General features: G+C 64.9%; 17 protein-coding genes. 12 read left to right on the forward strand and 5 right to left on the reverse strand.

Annotated features, from left to right (window positions below; translation table 11 throughout):
* From NLM31_RS17000 to NLM31_RS17010, 3 genes are all read right to left on the reverse strand, one after another.
* The gene (locus NLM31_RS17000) at positions 1–1,341 is read right to left on the reverse strand and encodes an LLM class flavin-dependent oxidoreductase (protein WP_254192964.1); all 1,341 of its coding nucleotides are present in this window, start codon (positions 1,339–1,341) and stop codon (positions 1–3) included.
* 38 nt (positions 1,342–1,379) lie between these two features.
* Positions 1,380–2,345, reverse strand: coding sequence for an aliphatic sulfonate ABC transporter substrate-binding protein (locus NLM31_RS17005; RefSeq protein WP_254192965.1), 966 nt, complete (start codon positions 2,343–2,345; stop codon positions 1,380–1,382).
* Positions 2,346–2,556: 211 nt separating this feature from the next.
* The gene (locus NLM31_RS17010; RefSeq protein WP_256561398.1) at positions 2,557–4,131 is read right to left on the reverse strand and encodes an MFS transporter; all 1,575 of its coding nucleotides are present in this window, start codon (positions 4,129–4,131) and stop codon (positions 2,557–2,559) included.
* A 179-nt stretch (positions 4,132–4,310) separates the two neighbouring features.
* Here NLM31_RS17010 and NLM31_RS17015 point away from each other — a divergent pair, with 179 nt between their 5' ends.
* The gene (locus NLM31_RS17015) at positions 4,311–5,165 is read left to right on the forward strand and encodes a LysR family transcriptional regulator (RefSeq protein ID WP_254192966.1); all 855 of its coding nucleotides are present in this window, start codon (positions 4,311–4,313) and stop codon (positions 5,163–5,165) included.
* An 11-nt stretch (positions 5,166–5,176) separates the two neighbouring features.
* Here the strand turns inward: NLM31_RS17015 and NLM31_RS17020 are convergent, their stop codons facing one another.
* Positions 5,177–6,583, reverse strand: a complete 1,407-nt coding sequence (locus NLM31_RS17020) for an LLM class flavin-dependent oxidoreductase (protein WP_254192967.1) — start codon at positions 6,581–6,583, stop codon at positions 5,177–5,179.
* Positions 6,584–6,838: 255 nt separating this feature from the next.
* Here NLM31_RS17020 and NLM31_RS17025 point away from each other — a divergent pair, with 255 nt between their 5' ends.
* The 11 genes from NLM31_RS17025 to NLM31_RS17075 all read left to right on the forward strand — a co-directional run bounded on the left by NLM31_RS17025 (position 6,839) and on the right by NLM31_RS17075 (position 16,596).
* Entirely contained in the window at positions 6,839–8,158 is a 1,320-nt protein-coding gene (locus tag NLM31_RS17025; protein WP_254192968.1) for an O-acetylhomoserine aminocarboxypropyltransferase/cysteine synthase family protein, read from the forward strand.
* Positions 8,159–8,194: 36 nt separating this feature from the next.
* Complete coding sequence (locus tag NLM31_RS17030) at positions 8,195–8,992, forward strand: MetQ/NlpA family ABC transporter substrate-binding protein (protein WP_254192969.1); 798 nt, start codon at positions 8,195–8,197, stop codon at positions 8,990–8,992.
* A gap of 29 nt (positions 8,993–9,021) precedes the next feature.
* Entirely contained in the window at positions 9,022–9,273 is a 252-nt protein-coding gene (locus tag NLM31_RS17035; RefSeq protein ID WP_254192970.1) for a hypothetical protein, read from the forward strand.
* Between the two features lie 43 nt (positions 9,274–9,316).
* On the forward strand, positions 9,317–10,099 hold the full coding sequence (locus NLM31_RS17040) for a MetQ/NlpA family ABC transporter substrate-binding protein (protein WP_254192971.1): 783 nt from the start codon (positions 9,317–9,319) through the stop codon (positions 10,097–10,099).
* A 24-nt stretch (positions 10,100–10,123) separates the two neighbouring features.
* A complete protein-coding gene (locus NLM31_RS17045) occupies positions 10,124–11,752 on the forward strand; it encodes an FAD-dependent oxidoreductase (protein WP_254192972.1) in 1,629 nt (542 codons plus the stop codon).
* Positions 11,749–12,069 (forward strand): ferredoxin family protein, encoded by a 321-nt coding sequence (locus tag NLM31_RS17050; RefSeq protein ID WP_254130467.1) that lies wholly within the window; start codon positions 11,749–11,751, stop codon positions 12,067–12,069. Before NLM31_RS17045 ends, NLM31_RS17050 begins: the two co-directional genes overlap by 4 nt.
* A gap of 50 nt (positions 12,070–12,119) precedes the next feature.
* On the forward strand, positions 12,120–13,748 hold the full coding sequence (locus NLM31_RS17055; RefSeq protein ID WP_254192973.1) for an FAD-dependent oxidoreductase: 1,629 nt from the start codon (positions 12,120–12,122) through the stop codon (positions 13,746–13,748).
* Complete coding sequence (locus NLM31_RS17060; protein WP_254130469.1) at positions 13,745–14,128, forward strand: ferredoxin family protein; 384 nt, start codon at positions 13,745–13,747, stop codon at positions 14,126–14,128. The genes NLM31_RS17055 and NLM31_RS17060 overlap by 4 nt, the downstream gene beginning before the upstream one ends.
* A 141-nt stretch (positions 14,129–14,269) precedes the next feature.
* Positions 14,270–15,262: an NAD(P)-dependent oxidoreductase gene (locus NLM31_RS17065; RefSeq protein ID WP_254192974.1), complete on the forward strand. Its 993-nt coding sequence runs from the start codon at positions 14,270–14,272 to the stop codon at positions 15,260–15,262.
* 16 nt (positions 15,263–15,278) lie between these two features.
* Complete coding sequence (locus tag NLM31_RS17070) at positions 15,279–16,061, forward strand: class II aldolase/adducin family protein (RefSeq protein ID WP_254130471.1); 783 nt, start codon at positions 15,279–15,281, stop codon at positions 16,059–16,061.
* Between the two features lie 133 nt (positions 16,062–16,194).
* Complete coding sequence (locus NLM31_RS17075) at positions 16,195–16,596, forward strand: VOC family protein (protein WP_254192975.1); 402 nt, start codon at positions 16,195–16,197, stop codon at positions 16,594–16,596.
* Positions 16,597–16,622: 26 nt separating this feature from the next.
* Here NLM31_RS17075 and NLM31_RS17080 read toward each other — a convergent pair whose 3' ends face one another.
* Positions 16,623–17,537 (reverse strand): LysR family transcriptional regulator, encoded by a 915-nt coding sequence (locus tag NLM31_RS17080; RefSeq protein WP_254192976.1) that lies wholly within the window; start codon positions 17,535–17,537, stop codon positions 16,623–16,625.
* Positions 17,538–17,560 lie beyond the last annotated feature (23 nt).

The following is a 17,560-nucleotide window of genomic DNA, read 5'->3' on the forward strand; positions in this document are numbered from 1 at the left end:
TCAGGCTGACGCGACCGCCGGCGCTCGCTTTGCGAAGCGGCTCGCCGGCCGCGGCAGACCAAAATGCTCGCGCAGCGTCGTGCCGGTGTATTCGGTCCGGAACAATCCGCGCTTTTGCAAGATGGGTACGACGCTGTCGACGAAAGTCTCCAGCCCAGTTGGCAGCACATCCGGCATCAGATTAAAACCGTCGGCGGCGCCGGCCCTGAACCAGGCCTCGATGTCGTCGGCGATCTGCTCCGGCGTGCCGACGATGATGCGATGGCCGACGCCGCCGCCGAGCGCACGGATCAATTGACGGACGGTGAGGTTGCCGCGCCGCGCGAGGTTCACCGTGCCCTGGAACATGGTGTGATTGGCGTTGACCGGCAGAGGCAAAGGGTCGGGCAGGGGCTTGTCGAGCTCGAGCAGGGCGGGATCGATCTGAAGCGTGCCGGCAAGACGCGCCAGGCTGTACTCGACCGGCACCAGCTCCCAGAGCTCGTCCTGCCGCCGCTTCGCCTCGGCCTCGGTGCTGCCGATGACGGTCGCGAGTCCCGGCAGAGTGACGATGGAATCCCCGGGGCGCCCGTAAGCCGCGGCCCGCGTGCGCAGGTCGCGTGCGTACGCGACACCTTCCTCAATGCTCTGGGCGAGCGTGAACACCGCTTCTGCATAGGCCGCTGCGAAATCGCGGCCATCACTGGAGCCGCCCGCCTGCACCGTGACCGGTCGTCCCTGCGGCGAGCGTGGCACGTTCAGGGGGCCGGCGACCGAATAATGCGGGCCGCGATGAGCGATCGGATGCACTTTCGAAACATCCACGAACCTGGCGCTCGCCTTGTCGCCGACGAAGGCGTCGTCCTCCCAGCTGTCGAACAGGGCGTGGACGACATCGGTGAATTCCTTGGCGCGCTCGTAGCGAGCCTTGTGTTCCAGGGCACCGGTGAGGCCGAAATTGCGGCTTGAGGCGGCATCCGCCGTCGTCACCGCATTCCATCCTGAGCGGCCGCCACTGGCGTGGTCGAGCGTCACGAAGCGGCGCGCAATGTTGTAAGGCTCGTTATAGGTCGTGGACACCGTCCCGATCAGTCCCACGTACCTTGTCGCGGCGGCGACCGTTGCCAGAATGATGGTCGGCTCCAGCGATGTAAACGATCGGTAGTCGATGCGATCGTTTACGGCCGGCGAGTCCGCGAGAAAGATGGCGTCAAACTTCCCGCGCTCGGCAATCTGGGCCACCCGCACATAATGGCCGAGATCGAAGAAAGCGCGCGGATCGCTGTCCGGCAGGCGCCAGGCCGATGGGTAGACGCCGGAGTGAAGCAGATTGACGTTCAGGTGCAGTTGGCGTTGCGGCATGAATTTTCCGAAAGTCGACGGTCTAGGGGTGGCGGAGATCAAGACCCCTTCGGGGACCAGATCTTGATGGCGGTGGTGTCGATCTTCACGGGAATCAAGCCTTCGGCGTGGAACGCATCGGCAATGCGCTGCTGCTCCGACAGGCCCGGGCCGGTGACCGCGCCGACCTGATAGGAGCGATGGCTGTTGGCCTCCTCGACTGTTGCCGCATCGATGCCCCAGAGCCCGGCGAGCAAGGTCGCCGCGTCCTTCGGCTGGGCCTTCACCCATTTGCCGGTCTCGGAGAGCTTTGCGAAGATCACGTTGAGCACTTCGGCGTGCTTGTCCGCATAGGCGGCCGAAGCGAGGTAATAGCGCTTATAGCTTGCAAGGCCATTGCTGCCATCCGACAGGATCCGACCCTTCGTCTGGTGCAGGGCACTGGTCAGGAACGGATCCCAGGCGACCCAGGCATCAACATTGTTGCTGACAAAGGCTGCGCGACCATCCGCCGGTGTCAAATAGGCAGGCGTGATGTCCTTGAAGCTCAGCCCCGATTTCGCCAGTGCCGCAAGCAGCAGGTAATGGCTGCCGGCGCCCTTGGTCACCGCGATCTTCCCGCCCTTGAGTTCGGCAATGGTTTTGATGGCCGAAGCTTTTGGCACCACGATTGCCTGCGCCGCCGGGGAGGCGGCCTCTTCGGCGACATAGGCGAGCTTGGCGCCGGCGGCTTGCGCAATGATCGGCACCGTGTCGGCGACGTCAGCGCCGAAATCGATGCTGCCGATGTTGATGGCTTCCAGTAGCGGCAGGCCGCTGGTGAATTCGTGCCAGGAGATGGTGACGCCGAGTGGCGCTAGCGCCTTCTCCAGTTCCCCGTTCGTCTTCAGGATCGCCGTGAGGGTCGAGGATTTTTGATAGCCGATGCGAAGCTCCTCGGACATCGCGGGCTGAATGGAGGCCATGGCAAAGAAGCCGAGCGCAGCCGCGGCGAGGGCTCGCAGGCGGAACGTGAGATGATGCATTTCGAATATCCGGTTCAACGTAACGGCCTTGCCGTCCCGATCTCTGTCTGGGGAGGCCGGGACGAGTCACTTTGCCGGCAGACGGGTCCGCGTGGCAATTTCGCAGTCCGGCGCAGAAGGGAACGAACATGCTCTCGCGTGTTGAGAATTGAGAATGGAGTTGTCGGTGCGGAAAAGACGTTGTCGCGGTGCACTGCCTGGACGCATCCGATCAGGGTGATGAGCGAGGAACACAACGCGGCTCAGCGCAGTTCGACGCGGTACGCTTCCGTGTGGCAAAGCTTTCGCCAAAGATCAGAAAACTCGCCAGGGCGATGATCCAGACGGATAGCCCGCCATAGAGCATCACGAGCCTGAAGCCATGGATCAGTGCGTCCTGCACGGCAGCATCCGCTGCCGGAAGGAGGCTCAGCTCGGGGATATCAGACAGGCGGCCGTTGCCGCCGGCGATGCGTTCCGCGAGATATTGGAGGCGGTCGGCATCGAGCCCACCGGGCAGCGCGCTGCGTAGCCAGGAGGAAATGCCAGCAATCAGGATGAAGCCCATCAAGGCGATGTTGATCGCCAGTGAAATCATGCGGGCGCTCATATCGATGCCGGATGCCATGCCGGCCCGTGTGCTCGACACCGCCCCCGTGGTGACATTGGTCACGGGCGTGTTGGTGAGGGCGAGGCCTATGCCTGCGAGCAGACATCCTGGCGCCAGCGTCAGCCAGGTGACATGCTCGACGCCGCTGCCAACCCACATCGACATGAAGCCGAGGCCGATGACGAACAGGCCGAGGGGAATGGCGATACCGCCGCCGAACCGCAGCAATATCCGTTCGCCGAGCGGCGGAATCACCAGCGTCGGGAGCGTGTAGGCCAGCAGAGCGAGACCGGCCGTGAGATTGTCGTAACCAAGCGCGCTACGAAAGAAGATCGGCAGATAGATCATGAAGGACCAGAAGCTGAAGTTCATGCCGGCCGATCCCAATAGAGCCCCTGAAAACGCGCGTATCCGGAACACCGAGAAGTCGAACATCGGTCGCGCGCGATGCAGCTCGACCAGCACGAAGGCAACGAGGCTGAGAAGGGCCGTTGCGACGATCGCAACGCCGGTCAGGCTGCCGAAGCCGAAGTCGGGGCCTTCCGTGATGTAGAAGGCGACGCAGAAGACCGATGTCGAAAGCGTCACGATGCCTGCGATGTCGAGGTGCTTTGCCTCGGGATCGCGGGACTCCCGCACGCCCGTAACGGCAAGCGCGATCGTGACGATCGCGATGAATGCGTGGATCAGGAATACCCATTGCCAGCCGGAGACCGCGACGATCGCCGCGCCGATGATCGGGCCGAAGCCAAGGCCAATGCCAAAAATGATGCCCCAGGCGGCGAAGGCGCGTGCGCGCGGTGCGCTCTCCTGAAATTGATGCGAGAGGACCGCGACTTGGCAGATCAGCATTGCGCCGCCGCTCATGCCCTGAAGGAAGCGGCTCACGATGAGCAGGAGCGCGTCCTCCGCCAGTCCGCAGATCAGCGAAGCCAGGCCGAACACGGCGATGCTGACGACGAACACCCGCTTTCGGCCATAGCGGTCCGCCAGCGTCCCGGTCGCCATCAGAACGGTCGTGACCGCGATGGTGTAGGCATTCATGATCCACTGCAGTTGCTGGAAGTTGGCATGCAGCACCGTCTCCAGCGTGGGAAGAATCGTCGGAACACTGGAGATTTCCAGGCCGAACATGAGGGACGCGAGGCACGCTGCGGCCAGCGCGATCGTGTTTCGTCGTGATGGTGAGACCGTCAAGGCTGTAACCTCCAATTGTCTTGCGGATTGCCGGCGAGGGCGCGCGACGTCGCTCGCTCCGGGAAAGCATGGTCTCCCGTGCGCCACGTCCGTGTCAGGCGGGGCGAACATAGGGGCCCCTTGACCACAACAAAATCCGATCAATATAGATTTCAGAGACAACAAAGCCGGATGATGCAATGCTCTCGCTCGATGTCGATGCCGTCAGAGCCTTTGTGATGGTGGCGGACCTTCACAGTTTTACGAGGGCCGCCAAGGCGCTGGGGACTACGCAAGGGGCGATCAGCGTCAAGCTGAAGCGACTGGAAGATCGCGTCGGGCATCGATTGCTCGAACGCACGCCGCGATCGGTGCGGCTGTCGGCGCAGGGGACTGCGTTTCTGCAAGGCGCGCGCGAGCTCATCGCGGCGCACGAGCGCGCACTCGCCGGGCTCAACGCGCCGCCGCGCCATTTCGGCCTTGGTATTGCAGCGCATGTCGCGGGCCCGGAAGTCCCGGGCCTGCTGTCACGGCTGCACGCGCACGATCCGAATCTGACCATCGAGGTTCAGCTCGACAATTCGCGCAACCTTCTCGACCTGTTCGATCAGGGACGGTTGGACGCAGCCATCGTCCAGCGCGAGGACGATCGCCGCGATGGCGAGACGCTGGCGCACGAGCGCTTCGGCTGGTTTGCAGCGCAAGGGTTCGAGCACCGTCCGGGAGAGCCTTTGCGTCTCGCCGCGCTGGCCCCGACCTGCGGCGTCCGCAATGTCGCCACACAGGCGCTGGATGCGGCCGGCATCAAATGGACCGAGGTGTTCCTGGGCGGGGGCTCCTCGGCGGTCCATGCCGCCGTCGTGGCGGGGCTTGCGATTGCGCCGCTGTCGTATCGAATCGCGCCGGCAGGCACCATCGACGTCGGCGCCAGGCTCGGGCTTCCCAAGCTGCCACCGTCCGAGGTCGTGCTTCATTCGTCCTTGACCGACCGCCGGTCACGGGCCGCGCTGGGAGCCATCGCGGCGGCATTCCGCGAACATCGCACGCAGGCGTGAGATTCGCGCCGTTATTCGGCAGCGTCGGATTGGACCGCGGCCATCGAAGGCGAACGCCGAAAACGAGCGCCGGGGTGCGTGCCGTGCAGCCGCGGACCGCGCCCCGGGAACAGCTTTTCGCGCAGCGTGCCGTCACGATAGGCCGTCTTGTAGACCCCGCGCGATTGCAGCTCCGGCACGACGAGATCGACGAAGGCGTTGAGCGATTCCGGCGCCACCAGACGGAACAGGTTGAAGCCGTCGACATCGGTCTCGTCCGCCCACGCGATCAGCTCGTCGGCGACGTCCTGCGGCGAGCCGACCACGAAGGGCGAGCGGGCGCCGGCGCGGCTCAGCCTCGCGAGGTCGCCGACATTGACCGGCCGGTCGCTCCGCACCGTGAAATTCTCGACCATCGACTGGATGGCGTTGCTCTCGACATATTCGATCGGCTGGTCGGGCCGGTAGGTCGAGAAGTCGATGCCGGTCCAGCCCGACAACAAGGCGAGCTGGCCGGTCTGGTCGACATGCCGCGCATAGTCCTCGAGCAGATCGTTGGCCTCGGCGCGCGTCGGCGCCACGATCACGGTCGCGCCGGCAAACATGCGGATGTCATAGGGATCGCGGCCATGGGCCTTGGCCGCCTCGCGGATCTCGCGGACTGAGCGCGCCAGGATCGGCTTTGTCTGGCCATTGAGAAAGATCGCTTCCGAATGCTGGGCTGCGAAGGCGCGACCGCGTTTCGAGGTGCCTGCCTGATACAGCAATGGCGTCCGCTGCGGCGAGGGCTCGGCGAGATGAATGCCGTCGACCTTGAAATAGGGGCCCTCGTGCAGCACGCGGTGGAGCTTTGCGGGATCGGTGAAAATGCGCCTGTCGCGATCACGGCGGACGGCGTCGTCCTCCCAGCTTCCCTCCCAAAGCTTGTAGGCCGCGGTGAGGAAGTCCTCGGCCGCGTCATAACGATCATCATGGGCGCGGCCGGCCGGAAGCCCCATGCCGCGCGCGCCGCTGTCGAGATAGCCGGTGACGATGTTCCAGCCGATCCTGCCCCTGGTCAGATGGTCGAGCGTCGAAAACGTGCGGGCCAGTTGATAGGGATGCTCGAAGGTCAGGTTCGAGGTGATGCCGAAGCCGAGGTGGCGGGTGACGAGCGCCATCGCGGACACCAGCAGTGTCGGGTCCGCGTTGGGAAGTTGCACGGCATGGCGTGCGGCAGCTTCGGCGTTGCCGCCATAGACATCGTATACGCCGAACACATCCGCCAGGAAGATGCCGTCGAGCAACCCTCGTTCGGCGGTCCTGGCGTAGTCGGTCCAATATTCGAGCGTGTTGTAATCGATCGATGCGTCGCGCGGATGAGACCACAGGCCGGCCCAATTGTGGCTCGGCGCAGTCATGTTGAAGGCGTTGAAACGTAGCTCGCGCGGTCTCGTCATGGTTCGGCCCGATCATCAATTGCGAAGCAGATCCGCTCCGCGTGACCATTTTTAACATTTCGCGCGAGCGACTTTGTTTCCAATTCGGAGGAGGAGCCGAAAGAAACGCGTTACGAAGCGACGGTGACGCAGCACGCGCATCGCTATTTTCCGGACACGCTCGACAGCCGCGGAATCCGCCCGCATCATTTTCGTCGACAAGCACGGCTTGCCGCGCAGGTTGCGCGCTCTCGAGATGAGATAAGGGAATTGCAGATGACGTTGGAGACCCGGAACTTCGAGACGCTCGCGTTGCACGGTGGATCGTACCGCACCGACCCCGCCACCGGCGCGGTGGCGGTTCCGATCTATCAGACCACGTCATTCCAGTTCGAAAACACGGACCACGCCTCGCGCCTGTTCGCGCTCGAGCAACTCGGGCCAATCTACACCCGCATCGGCAATCCGACCCAGCAGGCTTTCGAGGACCGGCTTGCCGCACTCGAGGGCGGGGCGGCTGCCCTCGCGGTTGCCTCCGGGCAGACGGCGTCCGCCTTCGCGATCTTCAACATCGCGCAGGCCGGCGACAACATCGTGTCGTCGACCGATCTCTACGGCGGGACCTGGACGCTACTTTCGCAGACGCTGAAGCAGTTCGGCATCGAGGTCCGGTTCGTCGATCCCGCGGACCCCGAGAATTTCCGCCGCGCAACCGACGCGAAGACGCGGGCCTATTTCGGCGAGACGCTTCCCAATCCTAAGCTGAACGTATTCCCGATCAAGGAGGTCGCGGACATCGGTCGCTCGCTGGGCGTGCCGCTCATTCTCGACAATACGGCCTCGCCCCTGATCGCGCGTCCGTTCGAGCACGGCGCCGCGGTGGTGGTCTATTCGACCACCAAGTATATCGGCGGCCACGGCACCGCCATTGGCGGGGCCATCGTCGACGGCGGCAATTTCGACTGGGCCGCGCATGCGGAGCGCTTCCCGCTGCTGAACAAGCCTGACGAGGCCTATCATGGCGCGATCTGGACGGAAGCCGCGAAGCCGCTCGGCCCGATCGCCTACATCGTGCGCGCCCGCGTCAAGCTGCTGCGTGATCTCGGCGCATCGATCGCGCCGCAGAACGCGTTCCAGTTCATCCAGGGCATCGAGACCCTGCCGCTGCGCATCCGGCAGCACAATGAGAACGCGGTGAAGGTCGCGAACTTCCTCTCCAAGCACGCCTCGGTCGCGAGCGTCATCTTCCCCGGACTGCAAAGCGGGGAGAACCGGCGCAGGGCGGACGCCTATCTGAAGGGCGGTTTTGGCGGGCTGGTCGGCTTCGAGCTGAAGGGGGGCGTCGAAGCCGGCCGGCGGTTCATCGACGCACTCAAGCTGTTCTATCATGTCGCCAATATCGGCGACGCGCGCTCGCTGGCCATTCATCCGGCGTCGACGACGCATCAGCAACTCACCGCGGCCGAGCAGCTCGCCGCCGGCGTCACGCCCGGCTATGTCCGCCTGTCGGTCGGGATCGAGCATCCCGACGACATTCTGGCGGATCTCGGCCAGGCGCTGGCTCATGCCGAAGCCGGTGCGCGCAAGGCGGCGTGAAACGCGTCATCCGAATTGAAACGGGAATTGGAAGTCATGAGAATCCTTCGTCGTACCGCGCAAGCCGCGGGTCTTTGGCTCGCATTCACAGCGGCGGCCTTCGCCGGCGAACCGCTGAAGATCGCGACCAGCGCCGGCCCTGTCGCGCAATTGGCGTCCTTTGCCGCCAAGCTCGCCAAGGAGAAGGGGCAGGACGTCAAGATCGTGGAGCTTTCGGACTGGGTGGCGTTGAACGAAGTCGTCAACAGCGGCGACGTCGACGCCAATCTGTTCCAGCATGCGACCTACCTTGCGCTTCAGAACAAGCAGCGCGGCTTCAATCTGGTGCAGGTCGACAAGGTCGGCGTCATCGCGCCGGTCGGCCTGTTCTCGAAGAAGATCAAGACGCTCGACGAGATCACGTCGGGCGACAGCGTCGCCATTCCGAACGAGCCGCTCAACGGCGCCCGCGGTCTGATCCTGCTGGAGCGAGCCGGGCTGATCAAGCTCGCGCCCGGCAAGGGCTTTTCGGTCAGCAAGTTCGATATCACCGACAATCCCAAGAACCTCAAGATCGTCGAGCTCGACCCGGCGCAGACCTATCGTTCGCTCGACGACGTGACGCTGGCACTCGTCAACATCACCTATCTCATTCCGGCCGGCGGCGACCCGAAATCGGCGCTCATCATTGATCGCACCGTCGACGAGGGCCTGGTGCTGCGCTTCACGGCTCGGCCAGACAAGAAGGACGATCCGCGGCTGAAAGCCTTCATCCAGGTGTTCAATTCGCCCGAGGTGAAGCAGTTCATCGAGGAGAAGCTGCCGGCGTTCATTCCGGCCGGCTTCAGCAGCTGAGAGCACGCGCGGCGCAAGGACATGACGCCATGATCTATGTCGTCGACGTCGATCACATGAGCCTTGCGTTCGCGGCGAGCAGCAAGATTCAGGCGGCGGAGATTGCGGGCTCGCCGCGGTTTGCGCGCGCGATCGGTCGGTCTTGCCGGGATCGACGGGGTGCGAAGACGTCAAGCCATCAGCCGCGCGTCGCGACGCTTCGGGAGCGTGTCGCCTTCCACGATATGTCCGCCGAATTCGCCGATGCGGCGGCGGACATCCTGGTTGCCCGCGTCGGGTAGCCGTCTCAATCAATCATATCGCTCGACTAGGAGAACATAGATCATGAAGCGTCGCTTGTTCCTCGTGATGGCCGCCGTTGCCCTGTTCACGGCGCCGGCTTCCGCGGATCAGAAGATCAAGGTCGGGATATCGGGTGGCGATTCCGAAATCGTCTGGGCAAAGGTGAAGGAGATCGCCGCCAAGGATGGCCTCGATGTCCAAGTGGTCGTCTTCAACGACTATCTGCTGCCCAATGCCGCGCTCGATGTCGGCGATCTCGACGCCAATGCCTTCCAGCACAAGCCTTTCCTGGATAACCAGATCAAGACGCGCGGATACAAGATCGTTGCCGTCGGCGAGACGATCGTCGCCCCGATCGGGCTCTATTCCCGGAAGGCGAAATCGGTTGCCGAGATCAAGGACGGTGCCTCGATCGGCATCCCGAACGATCCGTCGAATGGCGGCCGCGCCTTGCGGCTGCTTGAGGCGGAGAGGCTGATCGCGCTCAAGGACGGGGTAGGGATCCTGCCGACCGCGCTCGATGTGACCGGAAATCCCAAAAAGCTCAAGATCCGGGAGATCGACGCCGCCCAGCTGCCGCGCAGCCTGGATGACGTCGACGCCGCCGTCATCAACACGAACTACGCCGTCCCGGCGGGCCTCATCCCGGGCAAGGATTCGATCGCGATCGAGTCCTCGGTCAACAATCCCTACAACAACTTCATCGCCGTTCGCGAGAAGGACAAGGATGCTCCCTGGGTCGCGAAGCTGGTGCGCGCCTATCAGAACGATACGGTCCGCCAGCTCATCAAGGACAAATTGCCCGGACAAATCCCGGCATTCTGAACAGGTTCAATCCGGAGACGAGCGATGACGAATTCATCTGGCCGCGCCGAGAAGCTGTCGAGTTCGGCAGGATCGATCGTGTTCGACGCCGATGTGCTGGTGCTGGGCGGCGGTCCCGCGGGGACGTGGGCCGCGGTCAGCGCTGCCAGGCACGGCGCACGCGTCGTGCTGGCGGACAAGGGATTTTGCGGCACGTCAGGGGCGACCGCGGCGGCCGGTACCGGCGTGTGGTACGTCGACCCCGCTCCCGAGCGTCGGGAGGCGGCGATGGCCAGCCGCGAGAAGCTGGGCGGCTATCTCCAGGATCGCCGCTGGATGGCGCGGGTGCTGGACCGCACCTACGTCCAGAGCAACCAGCTCGCCGACTGGGGCTATCCTTATCCCGCCGACGACGACGGCAAGCCGCAGCGGAATTCGCTGCAGGGCCCCGAATACATGCGCTTGATGCGGAAGCGGACCAAACAGGCCGGCGTCACCATCCTCGATCATTCGCCGGCGCTAGAATTGCTGGTCGATGGCAGCGGCGTGGTTGCGGGCGCTGCGGGCCTGCGTCGTCAGAAAGGCGACCGCTGGGTGGTCAACGCCAAGGCCGTGGTGATCGCAACCGGCGGATGCGCATTCCTCAGCAAGACGCTGGGCTCGAACGTGCTGACCGGTGACGGCTATCTCCTTGCGGCGGAAGCGGGTGCGGAATTCACCAGCATGGAGTTCTCCAACGCCTATGCGATCTCGCCGGCCTTCGGATCGGTGACCAAGACCCTGTTCTACAGCTGGGCAAGTTTTACGGATCAGCAGGGCAGCGTCATTCCCGGAGCGTCGTCGAAGGGCGGCCGGTCGGTCATTGCGCGCGCGCTGCGGCAGGGGCCTGTCTATGCCCAACTCGACCAGGCCGATGCCGAGACCCAACGGCACATGCGCGCGTCCCAGCCGAACTTCTTTCTCCCGTTCGACCGCACCGGCATCGATCCCTTCGCGCAACGTTTCCCGATCACGCTTCGCCTCGAGGGGACCGTTCGCGGGACGGGCGGTCTGCGCATCGTCGACGACAGTTGCGCGACCACCGTTCCGGGCCTCTACGCGGCAGGCGATGCTGCGACCCGCGAGCTGATCTGCGGCGGCTTCACCGGCGGCGGCAGCCACAACGCCGCCTGGGCGATGTCTTCGGGCTATTGGGCCGGCGAGGGCGCCGCCGAGTTTGCGCGTCAGCTGGGCACGACGATCGGGCGTCAGGCGTTCCGACGCGGCACGGTTGGTTTGCACGACCGCAGCGGGCCGCCGTTGCACGGCGGCGCGCTTGCGCGGAGCGTTCAGGACGAGGTGTTCCCCTACGAGCTGAATTATTTCCGCGAGGCCGGACGACTGGGCGACTCTCTGCGTCGTCTGGATGGCCTGTGGTCCGAGGCGTCGCGCGCCGATGCGCCGGACGACCAGGAGCTGCTGCGAGCACGCGAAGCCGCTGCCATGCTTGCGACCGCGCGCTGGATGTATCGCAGCGCGCTGGCGCGCCAGGAAAGCCGAGGAATGCATCGCCGCGACGATTATCCCGAGCCGGATGATCGCTACCTGCATCTCGTGACGACCGGCGGGCTCGACGATGTCTGGACATCGACGCGTCCGCTCGCGTCTGCCCGATATTCGGAGGCCGCCGAATGATCGAGGTCATCGATACAGAGCGGTGCACGGCCTGCGACATCTGCGTCAACGTGTGCCCGACCAACGTCTTCGACAAGACCGATGGCATTCCCGTGATCGCCCGCCAGGGCGACTGCCAGACCTGCTTCCTGTGCGAGCTCTATTGTCCGGAAGATGCGCTGTTTGTTTCTCCCTTTGCGGAAGCACCGCAAGCGGTCGACGTGGCCGCACTGAAGGAAGCCGCCGTGTTGGGAAGTTACCGGCGCGCGGTCGGCTGGACCGATGAGAACCGGCACCTCCGGGCGGCCGATCGGAGCTATCGGCTGTTCGGTCATTGAAGTTTGCGCCAACCGGACCGCACGTCGGCGACGACGGGCGTGTCAGGCGGGTGCGCGAGATAAAAGCGGAGATCATGGTGTCGTCCTCGCTCGAAGAGCTGTCGATCACGGCTGACGTGCTGATCGTCGGCGGCGGAATGGCCGGCGCATGGGCAGCGGTCTCTGCGGCGCAGGCGGGGGCGAGGGTGGTCCTGGCTGACAAGGGCTATTGCGGCACCAGTGGCGTCACCGCCGCTGCGGGGCCGGGCCATTGGTGGGTGCCGCCGGACCCTCCCACGGCGCGGGACGCCGTTGTCGCCAATCGCGTCGCCGCCGGGCTCGGCCTTGGCGAAGCTGAATGGATGTATCGCATCCTCGACCAGACCTGGCGCACGCTGCCGACGCTTGCCCCGTCCTACAAATTCGGCGTGGACGACGAGGGCAGAGTGAACTACCGCGCGGTGCGCGGGCCGGAATATATGCGGGCGCTTCGCCAGCACGTGCTGAATCACGGGGTCACTATTCTCGATCATTCGCCCGTGATCGAGCTGCTGGCACGCGCCGATGGATCGATCGGCGGTGCGCGCGGGCAGCGCCGGCAGGATGGTGGCCGCGGCTATCGGATCGAAGCGGGCGCGGTGGTGCTCGCGGCGGGCGGGACCAGTTTTCTGTCGCATCTGTTGGGATCCCGAACGAATACCGGCGACGGCTACCTCATGGCGGCCGAGGCGGGCGCGGAGCTGTCCGGTATGGAGTTCACCGCCGCCTACACCATTGCGCCGGCGCATTCCACAATGACGCGCAGCATGGCCTATGCCTTTGCGACCTACTCCGACGCCGATGGCAACGAGCTCGACCTGCCGTTTGGTCCCGATCAGACCGTCCGTCTTGCCCGGGCACTGCAGCGCGGGCCGGTCTACTGCTTGCTGGACCGTCTGCCCGACGACATCAGGGTGCGGTTGCATACGATCTCGCCGAACGTGCCGCTGGTGTTCGACCGCTGGGGCGTGGATCCCTATCGCGACCGGTTCGAAGTCACGCTGCACAATGACGGCACCATCCGTGGCATCGGCGGCGTGCGCGTGCATGATCTGGATTGCGCGACGTCGGTCCCGGGACTGTTCGTCGCCGGCGACAATGCATCGCGCGAGAAGGTCGCCGGCGCGATCTCCGGCGGCGGCAACGTCAATTCGGCATGGGCGCTGTCGTCCGGCACTTTCGCGGGCCGCGCAGCCGCGCGCGTGGCGCGCGGCACGAAAGCTCGCTTCACGGAGCTGCGGCCGCTTGGCCGGGCCGGGCTGCGCCCGCGCGGTCTGCCCAAGGCCGTTGATGTTGCGTCAGCCAGAGACGTCGTGCGCGCCCAGATGCACCCGTTCGACAAGAATCTGTTCCGCACGGAAAAAGGGCTCACGGAATCCGCGCGCGTCCTGGAAGACCTGTGGCGTGAGGTAGCGGATCACGGCCAGGACGGTTCGATCGCGCTGCGCGAAACCGCGGCGCTGCTGGCCACGGCGCGCTGGTCGGTGGCCACGGCGGCTGCGCGCAAGGAGAGCAGGGGCCTTCATCGGCGTGAGGACTATCCCGCACAGGATCCGCAATTGGCCGGTCGCCTGCTCAGCAGCGGACTGGACCAGGTCCGGGTCGCGCTCGACCGTCCATCAGCAAGCGTCCGGCCGGATCAACTCGAGGCAGTGTCATGATCGAACTCATCGTCGCGGAGCGCTGCACCGATTGCGGAGCATGCATCGAAGTCTGCCCGGCCAACGTGCTCGATCGCGGCGGCGACGGCCTGCCCATCCTCGCGCGCGTCGAGGATTGCCAGACCTGCTTCATGTGCGAGCTCTATTGCCGTGCAGATGCGATCTATGTCGCGCCCGATTGCGACCGCCGCGTCTCCGTGAGCAGGGAGGAGGTGCTGGCGTCCGGTCGTCTCGGCCAATACCGCAAGCACTCCGGCTGGGACGAATGGGCGGAGCAGTTTCCCAACGAGCAATGGCTGATGGAAACCGTGTTCCGCCGCGCCGGCGAGGCCGCGGCTCGGCCCAAAGCGCAGCAGCCCGACATCGCCGGCAGGAAATAACAGAGCCGCGTGCAGAGACGAATCCTTGCGCCTCGTCGAGACCGGTCGTCCTGTTGTTGCCCGATGCCGTTGATCTTTGAAAAGACTATCTTGCTTCCAGCGCCTAGCATGTCCGCCTCGTTACCATCATGAACGCGTGACATGAACACTCCTCGAATTGAAAGCCGGCGCGCCTCCACCAGCGTGCGATCGCCGATCATCGTCAATCAGCTTGGCGCGGAGGTTCGTGCCGCGCTGGCCGAGCACTGGTCGCGTCCGCTGATCATCGATCATCCCGCCGATCGTGCGGCGTGGGAGGTCGCGCCCGAGGCCGACGTGCTGCTGACACGGCCGCTGGCGGGTTGGCAGAAGGCGCCTGCGGACAAGCCAGCAGGCTGGCCGTTCGGCCTGCGCTGGATCCAGACCGCATCGACGGGCGTCGATTTCTTTCCGGCATGGCTGCTCGACGGGCCCGTGGTCACGGTCGGCCGCGGCATCTCGGCCGATCCGATCGCGGAATATGTTGTCGCCGCGATCCTCGGCTTCGAGAAACGCATCCACGAGATCCGGCCGCGCAATCGTGAGCAGTGGAAGATCGCCCCGCTGGGATCGCTTAGCGGCAAGACGATCGGCATCGCGGGTTTTGGCGCGATCGGTCGTGCCGTCGCGGAGCGGGTCAAGCCGTTCGGCGTCAACATCAGGGTTCTCAGGCGGTCGGCCTGGCCATACGTTCTTCCCGGCATCCAGCCCGTCGACAGCATCGAACAACTGGTCGAGGTCTCCGATCATCTCGTCCTGGCGCTGCCGGCGACGACGAAGACGGCCCGTCTGATCAACGCCGACGTGCTGGCGCGGGCCAAGGAGTCGCTGCATCTGATCAATGTCGCGCGCGGCCGGATCGTCGATCAGTCCGCGCTGCTGCAAGCCCTCGACGAGGGCCGGATCGCCGGCGCCACGCTCGATGTCACGGATCCCGAACCGCCGCTGGATGGCGATCCGATCTATCACCATCCCAAGGTCGTCCTCACGCCGCACGTCTCGTGGACGGGAGGCGAGGACGTCAAACGGCTGGCCGACAAGACGCTGGTCAATCTCGATGCCTATGCGCATGGCGTGCCGCTGGCCGACGTCTTCGACAAGAACCTCGAATACTAGAGAAGGAGCCGCACCAATGAACAAGGTCGTCGAGAAACCCAAAAAATACTCCCTGGTCGAGCGGACGCCGGCGGCGACGTTCGAGGAGGAGCGGCTGCACCGCAAGCAGCGTCTTGCCGCGACGTTCCGGCTGTTCTCGCGCTACGGCTTCGATCAGGGCCTCGCAGGCCATGTCACCGTGCGCGATCCGGAGTTTCCGGAGCGGTTCTGGATCAACCCGTTGTCGAAGCATTTCAGCCAGATCAAGGTGTCCGATCTTCAACTCGTCGACCACGACGGCAATATCCTGATCGGCGACAAGCCGATCAACCAGGCCGGCTTCGTGATCCACTCTGCGATCCACGCCGCTCATCCGGACGTGATCGCGGCCGCGCATACGCATTCGACCTACGGCAAGGCCTGGTCGGCGCTCGGCCGGCTGCTTGATCCGTTGACGCAGGACTCCTGCGCCTTCTACGAGGATCACGTATTGTTCGATCCGTTCTCCGGCGTCGTGCTGGAAGCGGAAGAGGGCCGCAAGATCGCGCAGGCGCTGGGGTCCAAGAAGGCCGCGATCCTGCAGAATCACGGCCTGCTCACGGTGGGACCGACCATCGAGGCCGCGGCCTGGTGGTACATCGCCATGGACAACGCCGCGCGCGCCCAGCTGCTCGCGGAGGCCGCCGGCACGCCAAAGCCGATCCCGCACGAGATCGCCAGCCTGACGTCGCGGCAGGTCGGCACCCACAAGGGCGGCTATTTCAGCTTCCAGCCGCTGTGGGACTGGATCACCGAGGCGGAGCCGGACCTGTTCAACTAGGGATACGGCGTCCGGGCCGGGCAGCTACCCGGTTCTCCGCGATTGCATCAGGCCGCGACATCGTGAGATATCACGACGCGCGGCCTGCTTCGTTCACGCAGGCCGATGCTGCAACGCTGAGGAGCAGGGCGACATGACCATTGGTCTGCCAAGCGAAGTCGAAGTCATCACGTTGTTCGTCGATGACATTGCGTCGGCGAAAGCCTTCTACGCGAAAGTGTTCGCGTCCGAGACGGTCTGGGAAGATGCAGTCTCATCCGTGCTGAGATTTGGTGGACTCCTGATCAACCTGCTCGACGTGTCTCGGGCACCGCCGCTTGTCGAGCCGCTGCCTGTCGCGCGGTCCTCCGCAGGGGCGCGCGCACTCCTGACGATCAGGGTCGGCAACGTCGATCAGGTCTGCTCAGCCTTGCGGGAGATTGGCGTCGATCTGCTCAATGGACCGATCGACCGTCCGTGGGGACGGCGAACGGCGTCCTTTGCCGACCCTTCGGGACATGTCTGGGAGATCGCGCAGCTGATTGGACGGACATAGCAGCCTGCTGGCCGGAGCGCCGTTCGCTACAGCGTCCTGCCAACACGATTGACCAGTTCGATGAACCAGCGCAGCGCCGGGTCAGTCATGGCCCGGCGGGTATGGAGAAGGTCGATCGTGAACGCCTCCACATCGTAGGGCAGCGGAACGACGGATACGCCTGCCGGCGAGGCGAAGCGCCGGGCGATGCGTTCGGCCATGGTGGCCACGAGATCGGTGCCGGCAACCGCAAACGGCACGGCCACGACATGGGCAAGCGTGACCGCCGTGCGCCGTTTGCGTCCGTGCCGGGCCAGCATGGTATCGATCGCGCCCGGAAGGCCGTCGCCGCCGGCCGACGAGAACAGGACATGCGGAAGCCGGGTGTAGTCGTCCTTGCTGAGCCGGGCCTTCCGCCTGGCGCGTCTGGCGTCGCGAATGCAGACGAAATGCTCCTCGAACAGCGTTGTCCGGGTGATGCGCGTGGAGGCGGGGAGATGGCCGCCGATCAGTGCGTCGATATCGCCGTGCTCGAGGCTCGCGACGCTCAAAGCCGTGTCGATGATGGGACGCACCACGAGATCCATTCTGGGCGCTTCCCGTCTCAGTGCCGCGACCAGCGGCGGCACGACGATGAGGTCGCCATAATCGGTCACCGCAATGGACATGCGGCCGCGCGCTGTTGCGGGATCGAAAGCTGATCCGGGTGCGAGCACGCCTCTGATCTGTCCGAGTGCCTCGCTGATCGGCCGGGCCAGCGCGAGGGCCTTGGCCGTCGGCTGCATGCCCGACGCCGAGCGCACGAACAGATCGTCGCCGAACAAGGCCCGCAGGCGGGTCAGGACGCTGCTCATGGAGGGCTGTGCGAGGCCGACGCGCGCGCCGGCGCGGGTCACGCTGCGCTCTTCCATCAGCGCCTCGAAGGCGACCAGGAGGTTGAGATCGACGGAAGCTAAATTCATTTGGGCAATGGTAGGCATATTTA

This window comes from Bradyrhizobium sp. CCGUVB4N (assembly GCF_024199945.1).
GTDB lineage: Bacteria > Pseudomonadota > Alphaproteobacteria > Rhizobiales > Xanthobacteraceae > Bradyrhizobium.

Bases quoted from the DNA above. Each gene is read 5' to 3' on its own strand.
- NLM31_RS17000 (WP_254192964.1), bottom strand. From the start codon at position 1,341: ATGCCGCAACGCCAACTGCACCTGAACGTCAATCTGCTTCACTCCGGC.
- NLM31_RS17005 (WP_254192965.1), bottom strand. From the start codon at position 2,345: ATGCATCATCTCACGTTCCGCCTGCGAGCCCTCGCCGCGGCTGCGCTC.
- NLM31_RS17015 (WP_254192966.1), top strand. From the start codon at position 4,311: ATGCTCTCGCTCGATGTCGATGCCGTCAGAGCCTTTGTGATGGTGGCG.
- NLM31_RS17020 (WP_254192967.1), bottom strand. From the start codon at position 6,583: ATGACGAGACCGCGCGAGCTACGTTTCAACGCCTTCAACATGACTGCG.
- NLM31_RS17025 (WP_254192968.1), top strand. From the start codon at position 6,839: ATGACGTTGGAGACCCGGAACTTCGAGACGCTCGCGTTGCACGGTGGA.
- NLM31_RS17030 (WP_254192969.1), top strand. From the start codon at position 8,195: ATGAGAATCCTTCGTCGTACCGCGCAAGCCGCGGGTCTTTGGCTCGCA.
- NLM31_RS17035 (WP_254192970.1), top strand. From the start codon at position 9,022: ATGATCTATGTCGTCGACGTCGATCACATGAGCCTTGCGTTCGCGGCG.
- NLM31_RS17040 (WP_254192971.1), top strand. From the start codon at position 9,317: ATGAAGCGTCGCTTGTTCCTCGTGATGGCCGCCGTTGCCCTGTTCACG.
- NLM31_RS17045 (WP_254192972.1), top strand. From the start codon at position 10,124: ATGACGAATTCATCTGGCCGCGCCGAGAAGCTGTCGAGTTCGGCAGGA.
- NLM31_RS17050 (WP_254130467.1), top strand. From the start codon at position 11,749: ATGATCGAGGTCATCGATACAGAGCGGTGCACGGCCTGCGACATCTGC.
- NLM31_RS17060 (WP_254130469.1), top strand. From the start codon at position 13,745: ATGATCGAACTCATCGTCGCGGAGCGCTGCACCGATTGCGGAGCATGC.
- NLM31_RS17065 (WP_254192974.1), top strand. From the start codon at position 14,270: ATGAACACTCCTCGAATTGAAAGCCGGCGCGCCTCCACCAGCGTGCGA.
- NLM31_RS17070 (WP_254130471.1), top strand. From the start codon at position 15,279: ATGAACAAGGTCGTCGAGAAACCCAAAAAATACTCCCTGGTCGAGCGG.
- NLM31_RS17075 (WP_254192975.1), top strand. From the start codon at position 16,195: ATGACCATTGGTCTGCCAAGCGAAGTCGAAGTCATCACGTTGTTCGTC.
- NLM31_RS17080 (WP_254192976.1), bottom strand. From the start codon at position 17,537: ATGAATTTAGCTTCCGTCGATCTCAACCTCCTGGTCGCCTTCGAGGCG.